Below are 18,701 nucleotides of genomic sequence, written 5' to 3' on the forward strand. Positions count from 1 at the left end.
ATGAACAAGCCGACTCTTCTTCCCGCGATCGACACGATCGATGCAGCGCGGGCGGCCGATCGCGCGCGGCGTGACATCGCGGTCATCGGCCTCGCGGGACGCTACCCGATGGCCGAGCATCTCGACGCCTTTTGGCGCAATCTGGTCGACGGACGCGACTGCGTGTCGCCGCTGCCGCCCGGCCGCTGGTTGGCGGACCACCCGCAACTGAGCGGTTTCGGCGATGTCTGGGGCGGATTTCTCGACGGCGTCGACAGCTTCGATGCGCTGTTCTTCGGCATTACGCCGCGCGAAGCGGCGAAGCTCGACCCGCAGGAGCGCCTGTTCCTGCAATGCGCGTATGCGGCGATCGAGGACGCCGGATACACCTGCGCGACGCTCGGGCGGGGCGAGCCGGGCGGCGCGCACGAGCATAACCGTGTCGGCGTGTTCGCCGGCGCGATGTATCAGGAATATCAGCTCTATGGCGTGGAGGCGTCCTTCGCGAGCGAGCCGACGGCCGCGACCGGCATCGCCGCGTCGATCGCGAACCGGGTCAGCTACTTCGGCGGTTTCCAAGGGCCGAGCCTCACGCTCGACACGATGTGCTCGTCGTCGATCACGGCGATCCATCTCGCGTGCCGCAGCCTGATGTTCGACGAATGCGAGGCGGCGCTCGCGGGCGGCGTCAACGTGTCGATCCACCCGAACAAATATCGGCTGCTGAAAGAGAACAAATTTCTCGCCGCGACCGGCCGCTGCCGCAGCTTCGCGGCGGACGGCGACGGTTACGTGCCGGGCGAGGGTGTCGGCATCGTCGTGCTGAAGCGGCTCGACAAGGCGCTGCGCGACGGCGACCGGATTCACGCGGTGATCAAGGCGAGCGCGATCAATCACGGCGGGCACTCGAAGGGCTATTACGTGCCGAATGCGCGGCAGCAGGCGGCACTGATTCACGAGGCGATCGAGCTGGCGGGCGTGGACCCGCGTCACATCCAATACGTCGAGGCGCACGGCACGGGCACGCCTGTCGGCGATCCGGTCGAACTGCAAGGGCTGACCGACGCGTTTTCCGCGTATACGTCCGATAAGCAGTTCTGCGCGCTCGGCTCGGTGAAATCGAACATCGGGCATTCGGAAAGCGCGGCGGGCATCGCCGCGCTGACGAAAGTGATCCTCCAAATGAAAAACGGCATGCTCGTGCCGTCGCTGCATGCGCAGCAGATCAACCCGGCGCTCGATTTCGCCGCGTCGCCGTTCTACTTGCAGCGCTCACTCGCGCAATGGCCGCGCGCCGTCGACGCGGCGGGCCGGGAATTGCCACGGCTCGCGAGCCTGTCGTCCTACGGCGCGGGCGGCTCCAATGCGCACCTGATCGTCGCCGAGCATGTGCCGCAAACGGCGCATGCGGCATTCCGGACGGCGGCGGCGCTGCCGCCGATTATCGTGTTGTCCGCGCCGAATCCGGCCGCGTTGCGCGCGCGAGCGCAGCAGTTGCTGACGTTTTTGCGCGAAGGGGGCGCGGCCGGCGACGGCGCGCTGCACGATTGCGCCTACACGTTGCAGGTCGGGCGCGACGCGTTTTTGCATCGCGTCGCGTTTGTCGCTCATGACGTTGCGCATGCGCAGGCCTGTCTTGACGCATACGTCGCCGGGGACGCGCTGCCGCAGCATGTGCATGCCGGCAAAGCCCGTGCGGAAACGGCTGCGGTGCCCGCCGCCGAGCGGGATGCGCAGCGGATCGCGCGCGCGTGGGTGGACGGTGCGCAGGTCGGCTGGGCCGATTTGCATCGCGACGCGCGGCCGCGCCGGATCAGCTTGCCGACTTATCCGTTTGCAAGCGCCAAGATCTGGATGAAGACGGATACGCGTTTGCCGGCCGCCGGGCTTGCGCCATCGTCGAGCGAGGCGCGTGACGACGATCATCCGCTGCTTCATCGGCGCGAGCCGGCCGGCGACGCGTTTGCCTCGCATTTCAGCGTCAGCGAGCCGTTTCTTGCGGATCATCAGGTCGACGGCCGGCCGATGTTGCCCGCCGTTGCCTATCTGGAAATGGCGCGCGCGGCGTTCGCCGCGCGAATGAACGCCGGGCCGGCCGCGCGCGTCGCCGACGTGACGTGGATGCGCCCCGCGCGCGCCGACGGTGCGGCGCTCGCGATGCGCATCGCATTTTCCGCGCAACACGGCGAGCGCGGTGCATTCGTCGTCGAACGCATCGGCGACGGCACGCCGTCCGTTTGTGCGACGGGCCGTGTCGACGCGTTGACGCAAGCGGCGCCCGCGCGCATCGACGTGAACGCATTCATCGCGCGCCATTGCGACAAAACCTACGGCGCTGACGCCTGCTACCGCCGATTCGCCGCCGTGGGCCTGCAATACGGCCCCGCGCACCAGGTGATCGCCGGGCTGCATGCGGGGCCGCGACACGTCGTCGCGCGCTTGTCGCGGCCGCAGACGGACGACAACTACTGGCTGCATCCGTCGATCGGCGACGGCGCGCTGCAGTCGATCATCGGTTTTTATCTCGACGATGCGCGCGACTGGGTGCCGGTGCCTTTCTCGCTCGCGCGCGCCGATCTGCATCGGCGCTGCGGCACCGATATGTGGTGCATCGCGTCGCGCGCGGAAGGCGACGATACGTTCGACATCGCGCTACTCGACGCGCAAGGCGAGCTGTGCGCGTGCTTCGATACGTTGAAGATCCGGAATTTCGCGCGGGTGCGCGCGGCCGATGCGCCGTCCGGCGCCGCCGACGGCACCGCCGCTCGCGGCGAGCTGAACGTGCCGCTCGCGATGCGCTGGGTGCGCGCCGCATGGCAACCGCAGACGGGCGCGCGTCCGGCCCTCGTCTGGCAGATCGGCGGCGACGACGCGGCGGATCGTGAGCTGGCGCAATACGGAGCGCGTCGGGTGCGCGTCGGGCACGACGCGCTCGGCAGCATCGACGCATGCGCGGCACTGCTCGAGCGCGAAGGGCCCGTCGACGAGATCGTATGGATTGCGCCGTCCGCAGGCGCAGGCGAGGACATCGCACGGATGCAGCAGCACGGCGTAGGCGTGCTGTTCCGGCTCGCGAAGGCGCTGATCGCACAGGGTTATCTCACCAAGCCGCTCGCGTTCACGATCGTCACCCATGGCGCGCAGGCGGTGCTCGATGACGAGCCGCTCGAGCCGACGCATGCGTCGGTGCATGGTTTCGTCGGCGTGCTCGCGAAGGAGATGCGCGCGTGGCGGTTCCGTCTCGTCGATCTCGATCTCTCCGAGCCACGGCCGATGCACGAGATTCTGTCGATGCCGTTCGATCGGGACGGCGAGGCGTGGAGCCGGCGCGCGGGGACATGGTATCGGCAGCAGCTTCTGCCGTGTTGCGAGACGCTGCGTGACGAAGCGCCGGTGTTTCGCCAACGCGGCGTGTACGTGATCGTCGGTGGGGCGGGCGGCATCGGCAGGGTGTTGAGCCGCTATCTGATCGACCGTTACGACGCGCAGGTGGTGTGGCTGGGCCGGCGCGGCCTCGCGCAGGGTGTCGAAGCGGATCTCGCCGGGTTCGCGGCCGCGCGCCGCCAGCCCGCCTATTGGCAGGTCGACGCGACCGACGCGCACGCGCTCGCGCGCGTTCGCGACGAGATCGTCGCGCGCTTCGGCGCGGTGCATGGCGTGATCAATTCGGCCATCGTGCTGCGCGACCAGGGCATCATGACGATGGACGAGGCGCAGTTCTCGCAGGTGCTCGACGTGAAGGTGGCGACGAGCGTCAACGTGGCGAGCGCGTTCGGCGGCGATGCACTCGATTTCATGCTGTTTTTCTCGTCGCTTGCCGGTTATCTGAAGATGCCGGGGCAGAGCAACTACGCGGCCGGTTCGGTGTTCCAGGATACGTTCGCGCACTATCTGGGCCGCGCCGGCCGGTTCCCGGTCAAGGTGATGAACTGGGGCTATTGGAGCGAGTTCGGCGCGGGTGCTTCCGAACATTACCGCAGGCGCATGGCGGCGATCGGCGTGGCGTCGGTGCGGATCGCGGACAGCATGGCGGCGCTCGAGCAGCTGCTGCGCGGCTCGCTGCCGCAGATGGGTTTTATCCGGATGTTCGAGCTGGCGCGTGTCGCGATCATTCCGTCGGCACGGCTCGATGAGGCCGTCGAAATCGTGGACGGGCGCGCGCATCCGCGCCGTGACGTCGCGCGTGTGCTGGACGACGCGCAGCGGCAACTCGCGGCGCTGCGCGTCGACGATGGCGGCGTTGCGCGCGCGTTTGGCGAGCGTGGCGTCGCGCTTGCCGCCGTGCAGAACGCGTCGCACGCGCGGGCGCCGCTGCCGGCCGCCGCCGCGCCGTTGGCGAACGCATCCCCGCCGGCGCGCGGCCCGGCTGCAACCGCATCTGGCGGCGGCGAGCGTCGCGGCGCCGCGCTCGCGTATATGAAGGCGCTCGTGAGCCGCGCGCTCGAGGTGCCGCTCGACGCGCTGGACGAGAGCACGCCGCTCGTGCGCTATGGCGTCGATTCGATTTCCGCCGTTCACATCACGAGCGCGCTGAACGAACGGTTCGGCGACGTCGACAGCACGCTGCTGTTCGACCTGCAAACGATCGAGGATCTCGCCGATCATTTTCTTGCGACGCATCCGGATGCGTTCCCCGCGCATGAGTCGGCCGAACCCGCGGCGCAATCCGCCGACCCGGCGGCGCGCTCTGCCGTGGACGCCTTCGCGGTACGAAGCGACGAAATCGGCCCGCATGCGCATGTCACCGGGCACGTAGCGGACGCGCCGCGCGCCGCGATGATCGCCTACATGAAGACGCTGGTGGCGAACGCGCTCGAAGTGCCGTTCGACGCGCTGGACGAAAGCACGCCGCTCGTGCACTACGGTGTCGATTCGATTTCCGGCGTTCACATCACGAATGCGCTCGGCGCGGTGTTCGACGGCGTCGACAGCACGCTGTTGTTCGATCTGCAAACCATCGAGGAATTGGCGGATCACTTCCTCGAGCGCGACGCGGCGCGTTGCGCGGTGCTATACGCCGGCGCCCAGGCCGGTAGCGAAACTGAAGCTCGACGCGATGCGAGGTCCGGGCCGCCGGAAGCGGCGGCCGTCGGCGGCGATTCATCGCCGCCGCTGCTGCCGACGACAACCCCGGTGCCTTCCCGCCAGGACGCGGCGCCGCCGCTCCTCGCACTCGAGCGCGACGACGACATCGCGATCGTCGGCGTGTCCGGGCGTTATCCGGAGGCCTCGGATCTGCGCGCCTTCTGGGCGAATCTGCGCGACGGCGTGCATTGCATTCGCGAGATTCCCGCTAGCCGCTGGGATTGGCGCGCACTACATACGGACGATCCGGAGACAGTCGGCCGTTCCTATTCGCGCTGGGGCGGCTTCATCGACGGGCACGACGAATTCGATCCCGACTTTTTCCATATCGCGCCCGCCGAAGCCGAGCTGATCGACCCGCAGGAACGTCTGTTCCTGCAATACGCGTATGCATGCATCGAGGATGCGGGCCATACGCCCGAGAGCCTCAACGCGGCGGGCGAGGTGGGCGTGTTCGCGGGCGCGATGAACAGCGACTATCCGCTCGCGCCGCGCGCGTGGTCGATCGCGAATCGCGTGTCTTACGTGTTCGACTTCCAAGGGCCGAGCATGACGATCGACACGGCGTGCTCGTCGTCGCTGACGGCGCTGCATCTCGCGACGGAGGCGTTGCACGCCGGCACGTGCGCGAGCGCGCTCGTCGGCGGCGTCAATCTGATTACCGATCCGGCGCATCTGGCCAGCCTGTCGTACATGCAGATGCTGTCGCGCGGCGATGCATGTCGCGCGTTCGGTGACGGCGCGGACGGCTTCGTCGCCAGCGAGGGCGTCGGCGTCGTGCTTCTGAAGCCGCTGCGCGCGGCCAAGCGCGACGGCGATCACGTCTACGGCGTCGTCAAGGGGACGATGGTCGCCGCCGGCGGGCGCACGTCGGGGTATACGGTGCCGAGCCCGCGCGCGCAGAGCGCGGTGATCGAGCGCGCGCTGGCGCGCGCGGGCGTCGACGCGGACAGCATCAGCTACGTCGAGGCGCATGGCACCGGCACCGCGCTGGGCGATCCGATCGAGGTCAAGGGGCTCACCGGTATCTACGGCGGCGTGCGGCGGGACGGTTCGACCTGCGCGCTCGGCTCCGTGAAATCGAACATCGGCCATGCCGAGAGCGCGGCGGGTCTCGCCGGACTGACCAAGATTCTGCTGCAAATGAAGCATGGAACGCTCGTGCCGACGCTGCACGCGCAGCCGGTCAATCCGCGCATCGACTTCGCGCGCACGCCGTTTCGCTTGCCGCTGCACGCGCAGCCGTGGGCGCGGCCGACCGTCGAGCGTGACGGCCGCGCATGGACGCTGCCGAGGATCGCGGGGCTGTCGTCGTTCGGCGCGGGCGGCGCGAACGCGCACGCCGTCATCGCGGAGGCGAATTTGCCGGACGACGCGTCATTGGCGGCGCCCGGGCCTCAGGCGATCGTATTGTCCGCGCAGAGCCGCGAGCAAGTGTGCGAGCGCGCGAGCGCGCTGCTCGCGCAAATTCGCGACGAGGCGCTCGGTGACGACAGGCTGCATGCGATCGCGTTCACGCTGCAAGTCGGCCGGGAAATGCTCGATGTGAGGCTCGGCTTCGTCGTCGACTCGATCGGCGCGCTGGCCACATGGCTCGCGCGCATCGTCGACACCGATTGGGCGACGCTCGATGGGCTCGCGTTCGGCAGCGGGCGGCCGCGCGATCGCGCGTCGACGCAAGCGCGCGTCGTCGCGCCCGGCGATGCGCGCTCGCTGAATGGGCTCGTCGCCGACTGGGCGGCCGGAGAGCGCGTCGACTGGAACGCATGGCATATCCGCGAGCCGCGCCGGATCAGCTTGCCGACCTATCCGTTCAAGCGGGAACGCTATTGGCTCGCGCCGAGCCACGATATCCGCCACTTGACGGCGCAGGCGCTGGCGCAGGCGCAGGCCGATGAGCCGCGCGATCGCGTCGCGCCGCCGCAGGCAAGCCTGCCGTGTGCCGCGCCGCCGGCCGATGCCGCGCCGGTGTACCTGTACCGGGAAACCTGGCGGCCGCAGGCGCCCGGCGCGGCGTTAGCCGACGCCGCGCGGCGCGTGCTGTGCATCGTCGATACGTCCGCGGCGGCGGATGCGCTGGCGCCCGTCGTCGCGCAAGGGCATCCCGGCGCCGACGTGCTGTTCATCGTCTGCGCGGATGCCGCCGCCGCAAGCCCGGACCGGATCGCGCTGCGCGGCGAGGCCGCCGACGATTACCGCGACGCATTCGCGGCGGTGCGCGAGCGCTGGCCGGCCGTCGACGTCTGCTATCACGCGCTCGCCGCGTGCGATGTCTACTACTGCGAACGCGATCATGCGCTGCTGTACACGATCCAGGGGATGATCGCGGCCGGCCTGCCCGTTGCGCGTTTGCTGCTGCTCGCGCGCTGCAAGCAGACGCGTCTGCAACCCCAGGTGGACAGTTGGATCGGCCTCTGCCGGTCGCTGCCGATGGTGTTGCCGCAAACCGATGCGGCGCTGCTTGCGTGTCACGATACGGCGGCGTCGGGCGGTGCGCCGTTTGCCGACTGGTTCGCGCGACGCGCGATCGCCGAGGCGCGCGCGCAGAAGATGCAGAGCGTGCTGTACCGGGACGGCGTGCGTCATGTCGCCGACGTCGAGCCGCTCGCGCTGCCCGATGCGCCGTCCGGGCCGCATGCGGGGCGCGCCGGGCAGACCTGGCTCGTCACGGGCGGCATGGGCGCGCTCGCCACGCTGCTGTGGCGTCACTTGCATGCACAGGGCGCGAACGTCGTGCTGACCGGCCGCTCCGCGCTGGACGCGGAGCAGAATCGCAAGCTCGATGCTTGCGATCGCGGTGAACGGCGCGTGCTGTATGTGCAGGCGGACGCGGGCGACGAAGTGGCGATGCGAGCCGCCATCCAATTGGCGAAGACGCGGTTCGGCCGGATCGACGGCGTGATTCACGCGGCCGGCATCGCGCCGACAACGACGATCGAATCGATCGATTTCGACGACTACCGGCGCGTGCTCGCGCCGAAGGTCCACGGCGCGCGCGTGCTGACGCGGCTTGCCGAGCGCGAAGGCTGGCGCTGGCTCGTGCAGTTTTCGTCGTCGTCCGCCGTGCTCGGCGATTTCGGCTCGTGCAGCTACGCGGTCGCCAACCGCTTCCAGACCGCGCATGCGCTTGCGCAGCCGGACGGTCCCACCCGGCATATCGCGATCAACTGGCCGCTGTGGCGCGACGGTTCGATGGGGCTGGGCGGCGAACGTCGCGAGCGGGTCTATCTCGCGAGCAGCGGCCAGGATTATCTCGAGACGCACGCGGGGCTGGCATGTTTCGAGCGCATCCTCGCCGCGTCGCCGCGCCAGGCGATCGTGCTCGTCGGCGACGGCAATCCGTTGCGCCGCCGCGCGGGCATGCTGAACGAAGCGGCAGCGTTGAACGAAGCGGCCGCGGCCGGAGCGGATGCGCCGCCCGCGTCGCCGGTGCCAGCCGCCGCGATGAACGCCGACGAGGCGACGCTGCGCGCGATTGTCCTCGACGCCATCGAAACCCAACTCAAGTTGCCCGCCGAGCGCGTGCGCACCGGGCTCAACTGGGTCGAACTCGGTTTCGACTCCATCCGCCTCGCGGCGCTTGGCAAGCGGCTGGGCGAAACGCTCGGGGTGCGCGTGACGCCCGCGACGTTCTTCGCCAACCCGAGCGTCGACGATCTCATTGGCCATCTCGCGCAGGCATGCGTCTCGGCTCACTCGGCGCAGCCGCCGGGGACGGCAGCCGCCGAGCGGTCGCATCCCGATGCACGCCGCGATGCGCCGGCGCCGGCGGATGCGACGCCGGATTCGCCGGTGCGCGATGACGCATCCGCGACGCCGGATGTGGCGCCGGATGTGGCGGCACGCGACGCTCCCCGCGCCGCGCCGCGCTACGAGCCGATCGCGGTGATCGGCATGAGCGGCCGCTTTCCGGGGGCCGAATCGATCGATGCGCTGTGGCGCAACTGGGCGGACGGCATGTCGGGGATTCGCGCCGCCTCGACGCTCGAAGGCCCGCGTGCGTCGAGCCTGGGCTTCGCCGCGCGCGAGCGGCTGTACGGCGGCTTTCTCGACGACGTCGAGATGTTCGATCCGCTGTTCTTCGAGCTGTCGCCGAACGAGGCGGCCGAGATCGATCCGCAGCAGCGCCTGTTCCTGCAAACGGCCTGGCATGCGTTCGAGGATGCGGGCTATGTCGGGGACGCGATCCGGGGCAGCGATTGCGGCGTGTTCGTCGGCGCGGAAGAAAGCTTGTATGGCGAGCAGCTCGCGCGCCGGGAATACATCACCGCGAACCGCAATGCGACGCTGCCGGCGCGGATCGCCTATGCGCTCGATCTGAAAGGGCCGAATTGCAGCGTCACCGCATCGTGTTCGTCGGGCCTCGTCGCGGTGCATCAGGCGTGCCGCGCGCTGCAGAACGGTGAATGCTCGGTCGCGCTGGCGGGCGCAGTCAGCGTGATGGCGTCCGCGCGCGAACTCGGCAGCCTCGCCGCTGCGATCGCGCTTGCGGCCGAGCCCGCATGCCGCGTGTTCGATGATCGCGCGACGGGCCTCGTGCCGGCCGAGGCCGTCGCGGCGGTCGTGCTCAAGCCGCTGTCGCGCGCGCTGGCCGACGGCGACCGCGTCCACGGCGTGATTCGCGGCACCGCGATCAATTACGACGGCCGGACCAACGGCATGCTCGCGCCGAATCCGGCGAGCCAGGTGCGGCTTTTCCGCGCCACGCTCGATACGGCCGGACTGGCCGCCGAGCACGTCGGGGTGGTGCTCGCGCACAGCATCGGCATGCGGCTGGGCGATTCCGTCGAGATCGACGCGTTGCAACAGGTGTTCCGCGCGCCGTGCGCATTGACGTCGACCAAGCCGGTGCTTGGCCATAGCTTCGCGGCGTCCGGCGTCGTCGATCTGCTCGCGCTCATGACGGCGTTGCGCCATCGCAGCGTGCCAGCGTTGCACGGCTTCGAGACGGCGAACGAATACGTCGATTTCTCGGCGCCGGGCGTTGTCGCACCCGTGCGGCGCCGGCAAGCATGGGACGCGCCGGCGGGCAGCGCGCGCTACGGTTTCGTCAGCACGACCGGCATCAACGGTGCGAACGCGTGCGCGATCGTCGAGGAGGCGCCGCCGCGACCGGCTGCTGCGGCGGCGCGTGCGGGCCGCGCGCATCTCGTCGTGTTGTCCGCGCCCGACGCGGCGCGGCTCGCGCAGCTCGAAGCCGCGCTGCGGCAAACCCTCGACGCCCCCGAGCCGCCGCGGATCGAGGACATCGCGTTTACGCTGCTCGCCGGCCGCGCGCAGCTCGAATCGCGCGTCGCGTGGGTGGTGACGTCGCGCGACGAACTGCGCGCGGCACTCGATGCATCGGCCGCCGGTGTGGCCAACGGCTATCGCGGCGACCACCCGGTGCTCGATCCGCGCAGGCGCATCGTGTGGCCCGCTCAGCCGACGGTCGATGCGCTGCGCGAGGTCGCGGCGGCCTGGGCCGCGGGCGCGCAGCTCGACGGCGGCCGCCCGGACGTGGGGCGCCGCATCACGCTGCCGACGACCCCGTTCGCGCGCATCTCATGCTGGGCCGCACGCGATCCCGCGGCCGCCGATGGAGCCGATGGCGGCGCGCCCGCTTCGGCACCGATCGCGCCGGAAGCGGCGACGTCATCGCTATCGTCGTCGCTTCCAACCGCCACGCCGTCATCGGCGGCCGATCCGGCGGACGCGCAAACCGTCCGCGCGTTCCTGCGCGGGTTCGTCGAACGCCAGCTCGGCTTCGCGCCGTCGCAGATTCTCGACGACAAGCCGTTGCGCCAGTACGGCATGGATTCCGTGCTCGCGCTCAAGCTGGGTCATGCGCTCGAGAGCCGTTTTCGCGTGAAGCTGACGCCGCGAACCTTCCATGAGAACCCGTCGATCGCGGCGCTCGTCCGGCACATCGGCATGCACGCCGGCGCCGCCACGCGCGCGGCGCACGAAGCCGGCGCGTTCGCGCGATTCCGGGACGAGCGCGTGCTCGACATGCTCGATCGAATCGCCGGTCTCGATCCATCGCTCGCAGAAGTCAGGGAGTTGCTGAAATGAATGCTGTCGATACCCATGCGCAACTTGCCGCCGCTTACCGGGCCGGCGAGATTTCCACCGACGAACTGAAGCGCGCGCTGCTCGCGTTTGCGCCGATTCCGCTGTCGGTCGGGCAGAAGGGCCTGTGGGCCTTGCACAAGACTTGGCCCGACATCGGCGCTTATGTGATTCCACTCGCGTTTCGCTGCGAACGGCCGCTTGACGTCGCCGCATTGGAGCGCGCCTATCGGCACACGCTCGCGTCGCATCCGCTATTGACGACCCGGCTCGCCGACGTGCAAGGCGAGCCGGCGCTGCAACCCCGCTCGCCCGAGGGCTTCGGCCTGCGCGTGCACGACGCGGGCGCCGGCGGCGGCGGCGAGATGGTTGAGCGCCTGCGCGCGTCGGCCAAACGGCCGCTGCCGCTCGAAGGCGATGCGCTGATCGACGCCGAGATCCATCGCGCCGGCGACGCGTGCTGGTATGCGTTGATCCGCGTTCATCACATCGTGTTCGACGGCACCTCCGCCGTGCTGTTTCTGAACGACCTGTTCGATGCGTATCTGAACCTGTTGCGCGGCGCGCCGCCTCGCGCGGCGGCGGCCGCCGCGACGTTTCGCGAGTTCGTCGATTGGCAGCGCGCGATGCTCGACGCTCCGCAAGGCGAGCGCCATCTCGACCATTGGCGCGACGCGCTCGACGGTGCGCCCGCGCCGCTCGCGCTGCCGACGGACCAGCCGCGCGGCGAGCAGGCATCGTTCGACGGCCGCAGCCTGCGGGCAGCCGTGCCGCCCGCGCTGCATGCGCGCGTCGCCGCGTTCTGCGACGCGCACGACGTGTCACGGGCGGTGCTGTATCTCGGCGTGTTCAACGGCCTGCTGAGCCGATACGCGCAGCGCGCGGACATCGTCGTCGGCATGCCGGCGCTTGGCCGGCCCGAGGCGCGTTTCGAAGCCTGCGTCGGTTACTTTGTCAACATGCTGCCGATCCGCAGCCGGAACGTGCAGGACGTCCCGGCGCTCGATTACCTGCGCGATCTGCGCGAGACGCTGTTCGACGCGCTCGAACACGCGGACTACCCGTTTCCGGCGCTGCTGAAGGCCCTGAAGGTGCCGCGCGACGAGCGCCAGCGGCCGCTCTTCGATGTCGCGTTCGCGTATCAGAATTTCGCGCACGGCCATTGGCTCGAGCAGATCGAGCGCGATTACGCGGCGCCGCTCGGCGTCCGGATGATCGACGACATCCGGCAGGAGGGCGAATACGAGCTGGAACTCGAGGTGATCGAACGCGCGGGCGGCGCGACGCTCAATCTGAAATACGCGGGCGAGCTTTACGATCGCACGCGCGCCGAGCGGATCGTCGCGCATTTTCTGCGTCTGCTCGACGGCGTGCTCGCGCATCCGGCCCGGCCGCTTGCCGATCACGACATCCTGACCGACGGCGAGCGGGCGCTGATCGAGCGCTGCAACGCGACGGCTCGGCCGATACCGCGCATCGCGCATTTCGTCGAATGGATCGCCGGGCAGGCGGCGCACGCGCCGCAGAAGATCGCGGTTCGCCATGGCGACGTCGCGCTGGACTACGCGACACTGATGCGCGACGCGACGGCGCTCGGCAATTACCTGCGCGCGCGCGGCATCGGCCCCGGCGCGAAGGTTGCGATCTGCGTCGAACGCTCGCCGGATCTGCTGCGCGCGACGCTCGGCGTCGCGCTGAGCGGCGCCGCTTACGTGCCGCTCGATCCGCGCTACCCGGCGCAGCGTCAGCGCTACATGCTCGACGATAGCGGCGCGTCGCTGCTGCTCACGCAGGCGGCGATCGAGCGCGACTGGACGCCCGGCTGCCCGACGCTCTTTGTCGATCGCGAGCGTGAACGGATCGCCGCTTATGCGGACAGCATCGTGCCGGAACGGGCCGCGCTCGACGACGACGCGCTGGCGTACCTGATCTATACGTCCGGCTCGACGGGCAAGCCCAAGGGCGTGATGGTCACGCATCGCGCGCTGAACAACTTCCTGGGCGCGATGGGCGAGTTGCTCGACGTCCAAGCGGGCGACACGATGCTTGCGCTGACGACCTTCAGCTTCGATATCGCCGCGCTCGAACTGTTTCTGCCGCTTGTGCGCGGCGCCGAGTGCGTGCTGTGCGATGCGGATGTCGCGGCCGATGCCGAGCGGCTGAAGACGTTCGTCGAGACGGTGCGGCCGAGCGCGATGCAGGCAACACCGACGACTTGGCAGATGCTGTTCCAGGTCGGCTGGCATCCGTCGCCCGCATTGAAGGTGCTGTGCGGCGGCGAGGCGCTGCCGCCCGCGCTGCTCGCGCGCTTGGCCGCATCCGGCGCGCGCTGCTGGAACCTGTACGGACCGACCGAAACGACCATCTGGTCGAGCGCGAAGCGGCTCGACGGCGCGTCCCGCGTGACGATCGGCGCGCCGATCGCGAACACGCGTCTTTACGTGTTGAACGCGCACCGCCGGATGCAGCCGCCCGGCGCGCCCGGCGAACTCGCGATCGCGGGCGCGGGGCTCGCGGCGGGCTATCACCGGCTGCCCGCGCAGACCGCCGAGAAGTTCGTCGACGATCCGTTCCATCCGGGCGAGCGGATGTTTCTGACGGGCGATCTCGCCGTGCGCGACGGCGACGGCGACGTGCGCTGCCTCGGCCGCCGCGATCATCAGATCAAGCTGCGCGGCCACCGGATCGACGTCGAGGAGATCGAGGCCTGCCTGATCCGGCAGGGCACGCTCGATGCGGCGGCCGTCGTGCTGCACGAAGCGCCGTCGCGGCCGCCGTGCCTTGTCGCGTATGTGGTGCCGCGCTCGGGCGATGTGTCGCCCGCGGCGCTCAAGGCCGAGCTTGGCTTGCATTTGCCCGCGTACATGGTGCCGCAGCGCATCGTGTTCGACACGCGATTGCCGACCACCGCCAACGGCAAGATCGATCGCCGCGCGCTGATCGAACGGCCGCTGCAGCCGGCCGCCGACGATGCCGCGTCCGCGTCCGCGCCCGCGCGTCCCGGCGCAGAGGGCGGCGCGGGCGCGGCGCTCGTGCGGGCGGCTTGGGAGGCGGTGCTCGGCTATCCGATCGACGACGACGCGGCGGGTTTTTTCGATTTCGGCGGCGATTCGGTGAGCGCCGTGCAGGTCGCGCAGCGGCTTGGCGAGCGTATCGGACGCAAGATCGAAGTGACCCTGCTGTTCCGGCATCCGACGATCGCCCGCCTTGGCGCGGTGCTCGACGAAATGGGCGCGACCGCGCGTGCAGCGCCAACGGAGCCAACGGAGCAAGCCGATGCCGACGGCGGCGCGGCCACGGCCGCCCGCGTAGCCGGCGACGCCCGGCCGAGCCCGGCCTCGCAAGCGCCCGGTGCGCCGATGAGCGGCCACGCGCGCTCGCGCAGTGTCGCGGTGATCGGCATATCGTGCGAATTCGCCGAAAGCGCGGACGTCGACGCATTCTGGGCGAATCTCTGCAACGGCCGCGCATGCGTGACGCGCTGGAGCGACGCGGAACTCGAAGCGCTCGGCGTGCCGGAGGCCACGCGCCGGAATCCACGTTTCGTGCCGGCGAAAGCGGTGATCGAGCACCGTGGCGCGTTCGATGCCGCGTTTTTCGGCTTGTCGCCGCGCGACGCCGGCTTCATGAGCCCGGCATTCCGGCACTTGCTGATGCATGCATGGCGTGCGTTCGAGGATGCGGGACAGGTGCCGTCCGACGCGCCGCGCACGGCGGTTTATATGTCGGCGGGACAGGGTGCATCCGGCGACACGGACGCCGCACGCGGCGCGTACTGGATCGAGGAGGCGGACGAATACGTGCGCTGGCTGATGGCGCAGGGCGGCAGCATTCCCACGATGATCTCGCACAAGCTCGGCTTGACGGGCCCGAGCGTGTTCGTGCAGTCCAATTGCTCGTCGTCGCTCGTCGCGCTCCAGGCGGGGCTCGAAAGCATCCGCAGCGGCGCGGCCGACTATGCGCTCGTCGGCGCGGCCAACGTGTTCGCCGCGCCGATGGCGGGCTATCTGCACCAGCCAGGCCTCAATTTCTCGAGCAACGGCCAGTGCCGCGCGTTCGACGACGCAGCGGACGGTATGGTGGGCGGCGAGGGCGTCGCCGTGCTGCTGCTCAAGCGCGCCGAGCTCGCGCTCGCGGACGGCGACGCCGTCTACGCATGGCTCGATGAAGTGCAGGTCAACAACGATGGCGCGCTGAAGGCCGGTTTCTTCGCGCCGAGCGCGGCCGGCCAGGCGGAGGTCATCCGCGGCACGCTCGCGCGCGCGGGCGTCGCGCCCGCCGACGTCGGCTATGTGGAGACGCACGGCACCGGCACGGCGCTCGGCGACCCGATCGAGTTCGCAGCGCTCAGCGACGCGTTCGGCACGGACACAGGCACGGGCGCGCGCGACGGCGAGCGTTGCGGCCTCGGTTCGGTCAAGAGCAACATCGGCCACACCGACACCGTGGCGGGGCTGGCAGGCGCGATCAAGGCGATCCTGAGCCTGCGCCACGGCATGATTCCGCCGACGCTGCACGTCGACGCGCCCGCCAAACGGCTGGACCTCGAGCATTCGCCGTTCGCGCTTGTCGAGCGCGCGCGCGCGTGGCCGAGCCGCGACGGCAAGCCGCGCTATGCCGCGGTCAGCTCGTTCGGCGTCGGCGGCACGAATGCGCACGCGCTGTTCAGAAGCGCCGACGATGTGCGGTCAACGTCAACGTCAACGTCAACGTCGCCGAGCGCCGCGACCGGCGCGCGCGCGGCATGCGTCGTGCTGTCGGCGAAGACGCGCGACAAGCTCGCTGCCGCCGCGCAGCAGATGCTCGCCTTCGCGCGGCGCCGCGGCCCGCTGCCGGACTTTCGCGCGGCCGCGTACACGCTGCAGACCGGACGCGTCGCGTGGACGCATCGCTTGGCGATCGTCGCGCGCGATTGGGACGACGTGCGCCGCGCGCTGGCGTCGTTCGTCGCAGGCGATGCCGACGCGGCCGTCCACGTCGGCGATACGAAGCGCAGCGTGCCGCCTGCCGGCACGCTCGATGCGCACGACGATGCGCACGCGCTCGCCCGTCATTGGGCGGCGGGCGGCGAGGTCCGCTGGGCGCGCGGGCCGCTGCGGCCGCCGCGCGTTCATCTTCCGACTTATCCATTCATCACCGCAAGGGAACTCATCGACATGCCATTCACCGCACGCGATGCCGACACGGCGTCGAGCACGGCCGCTCCTGTATCCCGCGTCGCGCCGGCCGCGGCCGCGGCCCGCGCATCGGTTGCATCGAACACGTCGGTTGTGCCTATCGCGCGCGGCCGCGTGGTGGCCGCCGTGCCGTGCTGGGAGCGTTGCGCGGTCATGCCGGGCGGCACGCACGACGCGGGCTTGACGGTCGTGGTCTGCGCCGGGCGCGAGGTGCCGCTGCCGTTCATGCACGCGCGGCGCGTCGATCCGGGCCAACACGGTGACGCCGCTGCGCTGGAGCGGCTGGTGCGGGCACATCCGGACGTCGATCACTGGGTCTGGCTGCTGCCTGACGACGCGCCCGGCACGCCGGCCGAGATGGCCGCGCAGCAGCGTTGGGGCGTGCTCTGGGGCGCGGCGTTCCTGCGCGCGCTCGGCGGCGCGCATGGGTCGAAGCCGTTAAAGCTGACGGTGGTGACGCGGCGGGCCGTCGCGATTCTCGCGGGCGACCCTGTCACGGCGACGCACGCGGGCGTGCATGGCCTCGTCGGCACGGTCGTCAACGAGCATCCCCATTGGCGGGCGCGGATCGTCGATCTCGATGATGCTGACGGCGCTGACGAAGCGGCGGCGCGCGCGCTCGACGCGCTGCCGTTCGAGCGCGGCGGCCGGCCGTGGGCGCGCCGCCGCGGCGACTGGTTCCGCCCGGCGCTGCGTCCCGTCGACGATGCGCTCGTCGCGCGGGCGGCGCCGGGCGGCCGGGAGGGCGGTGTCTATGTGGTGGTAGGCGGCGCGGGCGCGATCGGCCAGGACTGGAGCGAGCACATGATGCGCGCGCATCGCGCGCAACTCGTGTGGATCGGCCGCCGCGCGCAGGATGACGCGATCACCGCCGCGATCCGCCGGCTCGAAGCGCTCGGCCCTGCGCCCGTCTATATCCAGGCCGATGCGGCCGATGCGCGTCAATTGGCGCGCGCCCGCGACGAAATCCGCGCGCGCTTTGCGCACGTGCATGGCGTCGTGCATGCGGCGATGCTGCACGAGAACCAGCCGCTGCACCGGCAAAGCGCGGACGCGTTCGAGCGGAATCTATCGGCGAAGGTGACGGTCGCGTTGAATCTCGTCGACGCGTTCGATGTCGGCGCGCTCGATTTTCTGCTGTTCTTCTCGTCGGTCAACGAGTTCTATCTGAATCCGAACTGCGCGGCGTATGCGGCGGGCGGCACCTTCATTGCGTCGTTCGCGGATCAATTGAACCAGCGCGGCGCGGGGCGGGCGAAGGTGATCCACTGGGGGCATTGGGAGACGCCGCAGCTGCGCGACGACGCTCACGGCGCGCGGCGGCACTTGGCGCGCGCGGGATTCGGCACGCTCGATCCGGCCAGCGGCATGGCGTTGCTCGATATGCTGCTCACGCAGCCGTTCGAGCGGCTCGCGGCGTTCAGCATCGTCCATGCGGGCGGCGCTGCGCCGCTGCACTTCAGCGACATGGCGCTGCACGCGAAGGCGCCGGCGGCCGTGCCGGCGCACGACGCGCCGCAGCCGGCCGGGCTGACGCAGGCCCAGGACATGATCGATGTGATTTACGGCCGGGTGGACGACATCGCGCCGCTGCTTTGCGCGCTGCTGTGGCGGCAGATCGCCGCGTTCGCCGCCGAGGCCGGCTTGGCGGCAGACGGCCGGCGCGGCCGCTATTCGCTCGACGCGTTGCGCGCGGCGCTGGGTCGCGGCAACTATCTCGTGCGCTGGGTGGATGCGAGCATCAGGATTCTCGCCGATCGCGACGACGTGATGATCGAAGGCGACGCGCTGATCGTGTCGGCGGACCTCGAGGCACGCGCGGCGAATGGCGGGCCGCGCTGGGAAGCCACCCGGGCCGGGATGGCGGGCGATCCGTTCATGACGTCCGTGACGCGCTTCATCGACGTTGCGCTGCAAGCGACGCCCGATGTGCTCGCCGGCCGCAAGAAGGCAACCGACGTGTTTTTCTCGGCCAGCTCGATGGCGCTCGTCGAATCGATCTATAAGGAAAATCCCGTCGTTCATTATTACGGCACGGTTGTCGCCGCACTCGTCGCGGCGAGAATCGAGGCGATCGTCGCCGCGAACCCCGACGCGCGGGTCCGGCTGCTGGAAGTCGGCGCGGGAACCGGAAGCTGTAGCGAGCATGTGCTGCGCGCGCTCAAGCCGTTCGCCGCGCATGTCGACGAATACTGCTTCACTGACCTGTCGCAACTGTTTTTGCAGCGCGCCGAGCGGCGCTATCGCGGCGAGCATCCGTATCTGACGACCAAGATTCTCGATCTTGAAAAGAATCCGTTCGAACAGGGGTTCGCCGCCGAGCACTACGAGTTCGTCATCGCCGCGAACGTCGTCCATGCGACGCAGGACATTCGGACGTCGGTTCGGCACATGCAGTCGCTGATGAAG

The 18,701-nt window shown here is 70.0% G+C and carries 2 protein-coding genes (1 of these 2 only partly in view); both read left to right on the plus strand.

Going from position 1 to position 18,701, the window contains the following annotated elements; all coding sequences use genetic code 11:
• On the plus strand, positions 1-11,118 hold the full coding sequence (locus tag AQ611_RS20040) for an SDR family NAD(P)-dependent oxidoreductase (RefSeq protein WP_069235802.1): 11,118 nt from the start codon (positions 1-3) through the stop codon (positions 11,116-11,118).
• Positions 11,115-18,701, plus strand: partial view of a non-ribosomal peptide synthetase gene (locus tag AQ611_RS25780; protein WP_069235803.1) — the start only. It continues 8,037 nt past the right edge of the window; only the first 7,587 of its 15,624 coding nucleotides appear in the window; its start codon is at positions 11,115-11,117; the stop codon falls past the right edge of the window. Before AQ611_RS20040 ends, AQ611_RS25780 begins: the two co-directional genes overlap by 4 nt.

The sequence above is a fragment of the Burkholderia singularis genome, assembly GCF_001718875.1.
Lineage (GTDB): Bacteria > Pseudomonadota > Gammaproteobacteria > Burkholderiales > Burkholderiaceae > Burkholderia > Burkholderia singularis.

What these genes read in the sequence shown, in the direction of transcription:
- AQ611_RS20040 (WP_069235802.1), top strand. Translation starts at nt 1, where the DNA reads ATGAACAAGCCGACTCTTCTTCCCGCGATCGACACGATCGATGCAGCG.